This is a genomic window from Microcoleus sp. S36b_A4 (genome assembly GCF_036700645.1).
Taxonomy (GTDB): domain Bacteria; phylum Cyanobacteriota; class Cyanobacteriia; order Cyanobacteriales; family Microcoleaceae; genus Microcoleus.
Genome location: NZ_JAUBPI010000163.1, coordinates 1 through 7,307, shown reverse-complemented (window position 1 = coordinate 7,307; position 7,307 = coordinate 1). Strand labels below are relative to the sequence as shown.

Annotated in this window: 9 protein-coding genes; 8 read left to right on the top strand and 1 reads right to left on the bottom strand. The window is 47.7% G+C overall.

The window, feature by feature from the left end; translation table 11 throughout:
* Positions 1 to 307 precede the first annotated feature (307 nt).
* A complete protein-coding gene (locus QUA03_RS27925; RefSeq protein WP_333216849.1) occupies positions 308 to 1,885 on the bottom strand; it encodes an adenylate/guanylate cyclase domain-containing protein in 1,578 nt (525 codons plus the stop codon).
* A gap of 88 nt (positions 1,886 to 1,973) precedes the next feature.
* Here QUA03_RS27925 and QUA03_RS27920 point away from each other — a divergent pair, with 88 nt between their 5' ends.
* The 8 genes from QUA03_RS27920 (at position 1,974) to petJ (ending at position 7,050) form a co-directional block, all read left to right on the top strand.
* Positions 1,974 to 2,234: a hypothetical protein gene (locus QUA03_RS27920; protein ID WP_333216847.1), complete on the top strand. Its 261-nt coding sequence runs from the start codon at positions 1,974 to 1,976 to the stop codon at positions 2,232 to 2,234.
* Between the two features lie 293 nt (positions 2,235 to 2,527).
* Positions 2,528 to 3,358, top strand: coding sequence for a prepilin peptidase (locus QUA03_RS27915; protein ID WP_333216845.1), 831 nt, complete (start codon positions 2,528 to 2,530; stop codon positions 3,356 to 3,358).
* A 61-nt stretch (positions 3,359 to 3,419) separates the two neighbouring features.
* A complete protein-coding gene (locus QUA03_RS27910; RefSeq protein WP_333216843.1) occupies positions 3,420 to 3,635 on the top strand; it encodes a hypothetical protein in 216 nt (71 codons plus the stop codon).
* A 139-nt stretch (positions 3,636 to 3,774) separates the two neighbouring features.
* Positions 3,775 to 4,725: an acetyl-CoA carboxylase, carboxyltransferase subunit beta gene (gene accD / locus QUA03_RS27905; RefSeq protein ID WP_333216841.1), complete on the top strand. Its 951-nt coding sequence runs from the start codon at positions 3,775 to 3,777 to the stop codon at positions 4,723 to 4,725.
* Between the two features lie 383 nt (positions 4,726 to 5,108).
* Positions 5,109 to 5,300, top strand: a complete 192-nt coding sequence (locus QUA03_RS27900; RefSeq protein WP_333058460.1) for a translation initiation factor IF-2 — start codon at positions 5,109 to 5,111, stop codon at positions 5,298 to 5,300.
* A gap of 145 nt (positions 5,301 to 5,445) precedes the next feature.
* Positions 5,446 to 5,934, top strand: coding sequence for a photosystem II cytochrome c-550 (gene psbV / locus QUA03_RS27895; protein WP_190663569.1), 489 nt, complete (start codon positions 5,446 to 5,448; stop codon positions 5,932 to 5,934).
* 154 nt (positions 5,935 to 6,088) lie between these two features.
* A complete protein-coding gene (psbV2, locus tag QUA03_RS27890; RefSeq protein WP_333216839.1) occupies positions 6,089 to 6,586 on the top strand; it encodes a photosystem II cytochrome PsbV2 in 498 nt (165 codons plus the stop codon).
* 125 nt (positions 6,587 to 6,711) lie between these two features.
* Positions 6,712 to 7,050, top strand: a complete 339-nt coding sequence (gene petJ / locus QUA03_RS27885) for a cytochrome c6 PetJ (RefSeq protein ID WP_333216837.1) — start codon at positions 6,712 to 6,714, stop codon at positions 7,048 to 7,050.
* Positions 7,051 to 7,307 lie beyond the last annotated feature (257 nt).

Genomic DNA, 7,307 nt, shown 5'->3' with positions numbered 1-7,307 from the left:
GTCTGACCAGTTTTTTTTCAACAATTCTCTAAAAGCCTCTTGACAAAAGACTTACAGTCTTAACTTGTCACCAATGCCTTCATCCGAATTATTCATATCTCTCTGATCTCCCTCTGTGTTCTCTGCGTTCTCTGTGGTTAAATCATTCCGATGCAACCGGAACTTATCTGACGAAGTGGCGGTTTTTCTTGTGATGTATCCTAAAAAATTATAAAAATAACATTTAGTAGTCACAGTGGAAAGCGGTTGTACTGTACTTGCCTTTGTGAACCATAAAACCTCTACAACTATTACCCAGCAAAGTTATTTAAACGCCCGCTTTCCCCTTCTCCCCTTTTGCACCTTGCAAAGCAAAAATCGGAGTTTGAGCAGATTTCCCCTTCAGAGCAACAGATCCCAAAGCCTCGCAAATGAAGTTTAGCTCGATCGACTCATACACCCTTTCAGCAATCAAAATTTGGTTTTCCCCCGCCTTGCTCATCAACCGAGCCGCCGTATTCACCGTATCGCCGAGGATATTAAACTCCCTACGCCCTCGCGGTTCCCCAACCTCAGCAGCAAACACCGGCCCCCGCGACAGCCCAATTTGACAGCTTACTTTTACTTCTTCACCCGCGATAATTACCAGAGGCCAACCTACAATCAGATCTCGGATTGCAATCGCCGCACTAGCCGCGCGGCTGGCATCATCTGTGTGAGCGTCAGGTACGCCAAAATAAATCAGCATATCCGAACCGTCTAAGTGCGCCGTTACTTTTTGCAACACGCCCCCTTTAGCTGAGACTACAGCATCAATTGACGCAAACACCCGAGAAAAAGCCACTATCAGATTGACTTCTTCCTCCAGCGAAGCTTTGTCCACAGACTCCGGTAAACCAATCAAGTTGACAAACATCACCGTCGGTTCAGGAAAATCCGGCGGAATTTTCCGCCTGTCTGCATTTTCCACCAGCAGTCTCAGGATAGTTTTGGGAATATAACTAGCAAGGGGTTCAAGCCGATTCACAGCTTCCCCGATTTCTTTTACCAAGCCTGCCACGCTGCGATCGAGCAAGACCGAACTCGGCATCCGCCGCCCAGTCAAAGTGATATCATACTCTCCGAGTCGATCGTCCGTGAAATCGTCCGCCACCAAAAAATAACCCGGTTTCCCGGGTTCAAAACGAAATTGCTCTCCCAAAGACTCTCTAGCAGTTTCCGTCACACACACCCGCCCCACAGTTCCAGAACCCTCAGCTTGCTTGGCTTGCTGCACTGAATGCCCCAGCAGTACGTGAGCCATCCGCAGCGGGGTACCGATGTCAGCACTAATATAGCGGCCGCAGTGGATGCCCACCCGCATCCTCAAAGACAAAACACCCCGCGCCGTTTCAATATTGGCAAATTCAGCCATCGCCCGCTGCATCCGCAAACCCGCCCGCACCGCCCTGGCTGTATCCTCTTGGTAAACTCCTGACAGAAACTGCACCAGCATCGCATCTCCGGTAAACTCCAGCAAATCCCCGCCCGATTTGCTGACAATTTCAATCATCGAGGCAAAATAGTCGTTAATCACGCCCAGCAGGCTTTCAGCTCCCTTGCGCCCCTGGGTCGCATTCGCTTCCAACAGCGAGGTAAACCCTGCCAAATCCGTGAACAGCAAGGTGCCTGTTTGCCACTGGTAGCGCACCTCGCCCGGATTGGGCGGAGATTCGGACACGAGCCTCGGTACGTAGTCGTGGAGGATGTAGCGCAGAGTTCGCAGGTGCTCGAAAACCCCCATGAGCGTTGCCGGGGAAGGATCTACCCACGCAGCAGCGTACAGTTGAGCCGAAAGGAGCGATCGCAGTCGCAGTTCGATCGCAGCCAAGGGAGGATTGTAGGTTAATCTATTAATAATTTCCACCTAAGTTTATTCTTAAAAAATAGGGTAAGTTCTATCGATCGAGAGCCCACACCAGTAACTCGACCTATACCATTATGATAAGTTTCCAGTGACTCCATATCAGCCAAACCCAGAACCCACTATAGAAACTTCCGAAAGTCACAGCTTGCTAGCTCCCGATTTGATCCGAGCTGCTCGCTCTGCCTATGGTATGTATCTGAAAGTGCATTCCGATCAGATGCAGCGTCCGGCGGGTGTAGTTGTCAGTCAAGGAAGCGATCGAGGCCAGATAATTTTTGCTTCGCAGCCGATTTTATTGCCCGGTGAACGTTTTGTTACTTTTGAGGAAATTGAATCTCAAATGTATTAATTGCTAATTGGTCATTGGTGGTAATTGGTAATTGATAATTGAGCATTGGGCATTGGGAATTGATAATTAGTCACTAATATTATGTCCGCTCGAACTCTCGCACTAAAATAGGTTTCTAGTGAAGAGCCATGTTTTCAGGATTTTATGAAAACTTGCCTTCTTGACTATTAATACCTTTTATGATGGGTAATTGACCGTACAGGCTCTAACAACTGACAACTAACTATTGAGAAGTAACAAGTGATACATAACCCCAGTCAACAGTGAACAGTCAACAGTGAACAGTCAACTTAATGGAAATTATCTTTAATTGCCTTGTCATGGCGATCGTCTTTATTGTCGGAGCGGCTATTGGCAGCTTTCTAAATGTGGTAGTTTATCGGTTGCCTGCGGGTTTGTCTGTGATCAACCCTCCTTCTCGCTGTCCCAAATGTTTAAATCAACTCAGAACTTACGAAAATATACCCGTTTTCGGTTGGCTGTGGCTGCGGGGACGCTGCAATCACTGCCGGAGTCGGATTTCGGCCCGTTATCCACTGGTGGAAGCAGCTACGGGTTTGCTGTTTTTGCTAATCTTTTGGCGGTTTGGCGTAACAGTGCAAACTCTTGGTTTTTGGACTTTGTTTAGCTGGCTGTTGGCTTTGTCTTTGATTGATTGCGATACAATGACTTTGCCTAATTCTTTAACTCGATCGGGTTTGGTGCTCGGATTGGTTTTCCAGGTGGCGAAAGGTTGGTGGCCGACATTTAGTTTGATCGACTCGGTACACTATCTGGTACTCGACGGGATCGCGGGAGCAGTTGTCGGGTTGTGGCTGTTTGATGCGATCGGACTCGCCGGGACGATCGGGCTGGGGCAGAATGCTATGGGGGCTGGAGATACCAAATTAGCCGCCTTGATGGGAGCTTGGCTGGGCTGGAAATACTTGCTGCTAGCGGGATTTATTGCCTGTATAGCCGGGGCTTTTGCTGGTGGCGGGGCGATCGCTATCGGGTTACTCGATCGGCGTCAACCCATGCCTTTCGGCCCGTTTCTGGCTCTCGGTACAGCAATTACTGCTCTGTGGGGCGAAGCGATCTTATCTACTTACTTGCAGTTGTTTTTCCCGAATTTTAGTTTCTGATCTGCCGGTAGTCAGGCGCGATCGAACATAATATTGTCTCAAAAATTGGTAAAATTGTTCCGTGTCTTGGATTACACTTAAAACCACTAGCTTTCGTTGGGAAGCGGAATTAATGCAGCAGCTCCTAGCAGCTCATGAAATCCCAGCCCGGATTGTAGACTTGGGCATAGCATCTTATTTGGGTGCTGGAAGTGCTACAGCCCTGCAAGTTCTTCCAGAACACCAGCGAACAGCATCGCTCCTCATCAGTCCCATTGAAGAGGACAATACTCAGTAGTCAAGTCTGTTCTTTATTGTCAGTTGTTATGGGTTATTAGTTATTAGTTATTGGTAGCAGCTAACAACTCACAAATAACAACAGTCAACAGTCAACAGTCAACAGTCAACAGTTAACAGTTAACAATTACCAAGTTTTAATGTCTCTATTTGATTGGTTTGCAAATCGACGAAAATCAGTACCGAACTCCCAAGAACGGCCGGAACGAGAAATTGCGGACGGGCTTTGGAATAAATGCGAAGCTTGCGATGCCCTGAGTTATACCAAAGACCTGCGAGCAAATCAAATGGTTTGCTTGGAATGCGGGCATCATATCAGAGTTTACAGTGACGATCGCATCGAACAGTTGATCGATCCCAATACCTGGGTACCCATTAACGAAGGACTGCACGCCACAGATCCCCTGAAATTTCGCGACCGCAAAAAATATAGCGATCGACTCCGAGAATTTCAAGAAAAAACAGGCCACCTAGACGCCGTAGAAACAGGCATCGGCAAACTCGAAAATTTGCCAGTCGCCCTCGGAGTCATGGAATTTCAGTTCATCGGCGGCAGCATGGGCTCAGTTGTCGGAGAAAAGCTAACTCGCCTCATCGAACACGCCACGCGGGAACGCTTGTCCGTGATCATTGTCTGCGCTTCCGGTGGCGCAAGAATGCAAGAAGGAATGCTCAGCTTGATGCAAATGGCTAAAATTTCCGGGGCTCTGGAACGCCACCGGGAAGCGAGACTGCTTTACATCCCGATTTTGACCCACCCGACCACCGGCGGCGTCACCGCCAGTTTTGCCATGCTGGGAGACATTATAATTGCAGAGCCAAAAGCTACTGTGGCCTTTACGGGCGGCAGGGTAATCGAACAAACTCTGCGGGAAAAGCTGCCGGAAAATTATCAAACTTCCGAATACTCCTTCGCCCACGGTTTTGTAGACTTGATTGTACCCCGGACTCAATTAAAGAAAACTCTCGGTCAGCTCATCAGCCTCCACCAGCCCCAGCCTTTCTTGGCAGGCTCGGAATTCCCCGCCCTAGAAGCCAGCGATAACCACGCTTTGCCCCCGCAGACTCACGCTTTCAAGCTTTCTCCCTAAGCTGCTGCGCCGGATGATTGTCTGTTGGTGAGTCCCGGCACAGAGGGAAATTGCTGAGGAATTGCGAAAAAGCCGGGTTCTACCAAAAATATTTAGTTTGGTAACGAGACGTTCACGCAGACACCGGCTTTTGAGCCCCGCGCGCGCAAGTGCTATTGGTAATAACGACGCAGCAGTGGGATGATATTGATCGGAAGTTGATTGGCCCTGAAGTTAGGCTGGGCAAAAATGCCTAGTCGCAGTTAGCGGTTAGTTAGCTTGCGATAGATCAAACAAAATCTCAGAACAAACTAACAGAACAAGCTAACAGCGCTTTCTAAAATTGTCCGGCTTTCAGTTAATAGCCGTCAACTCAATTTTGACCTGTCAGCGACCTAAAAATTATGGGTTTTGCAGACCTGTCCATCGCAGAAATAGCAGAGGACTTCAACGTCCCTGTTGAAGAAGTTATCCGCTTGTGCGATGAGTTGGAAATTGCCTACAAGCACCCTCAAACCCGTTTGGCTTTGGAGGATGTTAAGGCAATTATGTCCACTCTCGAAAAAAGGCGCGACTCAAAACTTCTTGCAGATTAGATCGCAAAATTCCTCTACCTTTAAAGGTATGGCTGCACAAACTTTCGCCAGTTGTTGTAGAAAGAGGGAATTTTGAACACAAATCTGTTTGCCAGGTATGATCTCTTAGCGTTCAATAATTTGCCGGATTTTTTTAAGGAGAACCATGCTTAAAAGATATTTCATTGCTCTGACCGCTGTATTCTTGACATTTCAGTTATTTGTCAGCAGTGCGATGGCTATCGAACTGAGTCCTGAACTTCGCACTCTGCCTTTGAATGACAAGGGTACTCCAGTGGTGCTGAGCCTCAAACAAGTTGAGCAAGGCAAACGCCTGTTCAATTCGGCTTGCGCTCAATGTCACGCTGCGGGCATGACCAAAACTGACCCGAACGTGAATTTGAGCCCGGAAACTCTGGCTTTGGCCAACCCGCCCCGGAATAATATTGAGTCGCTGGTGGACTTTATGAAAAATCCCACCACTTATGACGGGTTTGAGGAAATTTCGGAACTGCATCCGAGCATGAAGAGCGCGGATATTTTCGCTGAGATGAGAAATCTCTCGGATGACGATTTGTACGCGATTGCCGGTCACATTCTGTTGCAGCCAAAAATTGTCTCCAAGCAGTGGGCTGGTGGCAAAGGCGCTCGCTAATCGATTTTAGATTTTAGATTTTAGATTTTGGATTTTGGATTGGGAGAGGGCTGAAGTTCGGCAATAATTGCTGGCTGGTGGTTTTTCGCTCTAAAATCTGAAATCTAAAATTTACCTCCGGCTCATTGATTATCGCAAAAGGTTGTAGTCCCTCATGCTGCGTCGTGGTGCTTTTGTCTGCTTTCTGTTGGGGATGTTAATTATTTTGCCCGTGCTGTTGGCTCCTCAACCTGTTTTGGCTGCTGCCGATTCTTACGTGAATAGGTATTTACAAGCCAGCGAACCTGTGGCTCTGGAGTTGGACTCTGAGGGACATACTCGCTTGTTTTCGGCTCAGGATTTGTCTGCGGGCAAGGTATTGTTCGAGCAAAATTGCTTGAATTGTCACGTCGGAGGAGCTAATTTGCCTGATCCGACGATATCTCTGTCTTTGTCTGATCTCAAGGGGGCAACGCCTCCCCGCAACAACATCAATAGTCTGGTGGGGTATCTGAGAGAACCGATGACTTATGACGGTACTGAGGAGACTTTTTGGTGCCGCCAAGTGCCGGAAAGCTGGATGCCACAGGCTGAGATTGAAAATTTAGCTGCTTTTGTGATCCGGGCTGCTCAGAAAGCTCCGGGCTGGGGCGTGGAGAATTTTGAGAGTTGAATTGCCACTGCCAAAAAGTGGTAAATTACTCGGAAGAAGGCGATACGACTGCGCGATCGCGCCTGTTTTAACAGGTAAAATATCTAAAGAATCACCCTTTGCGTGTCCATTAGAGGAGAACTGCGTTGAAAAGACTCTTATCGATCGCCCTGTTAGCGATCGCAATTTTTACCGTCGGCTTTGGCCGCCCTGCTTTGGCAGGAGATGCCGCTAACGGAGCTAAAATCTTTAGCTCCAACTGTGCTGCTTGTCACATCGGTGGCGGCAACGTGGTTATGGCTATGAAAACCTTGAAAAAGGAAGCTCTTGAGAAGTACGGCATGAATTCTCTGGAAGCTATTACCACTCAGGTAACTAAGGGCAAAAATGCTATGCCTGCTTTCGCCGGCCGCTTGAAGCCCGAACAAATCGAGGATGTAGCAACCTACGTGCTCTCGCAATCTGAGAAAGACTGGAAAGGCTAAACTGCTTCATTGAAGTCGGACAAGCTGGGCGGGTTTGATTTAATTTAAAACTTGTCCTCCGATCGCACCCTCTCTCACCCTTTGGCGAATAAACATCGGTTTGCAGCGATCTTAACCTATTTGGAAAAGCGCGCCAGAAATCCAATTTTTATGAGTTCCAGGGCGAGGGAGGGACATTTTATTTTAGATTTTAGATTTTAGATTTTAGATTTTAGATTTTAGATTTTAGATTTTAGATTTTAGATTTTAGATTTTAG

What these genes read in the sequence shown, in the direction of transcription:
- QUA03_RS27915 (WP_333216845.1), top strand. Translation starts at nt 2,528, where the DNA reads ATGGAAATTATCTTTAATTGCCTTGTCATGGCGATCGTCTTTATTGTC.
- accD (WP_333216841.1), top strand. Translation starts at nt 3,775, where the DNA reads ATGTCTCTATTTGATTGGTTTGCAAATCGACGAAAATCAGTACCGAAC.
- QUA03_RS27900 (WP_333058460.1), top strand. Translation starts at nt 5,109, where the DNA reads ATGGGTTTTGCAGACCTGTCCATCGCAGAAATAGCAGAGGACTTCAAC.
- psbV (WP_190663569.1), top strand. Translation starts at nt 5,446, where the DNA reads ATGCTTAAAAGATATTTCATTGCTCTGACCGCTGTATTCTTGACATTT.
- psbV2 (WP_333216839.1), top strand. Translation starts at nt 6,089, where the DNA reads ATGCTGCGTCGTGGTGCTTTTGTCTGCTTTCTGTTGGGGATGTTAATT.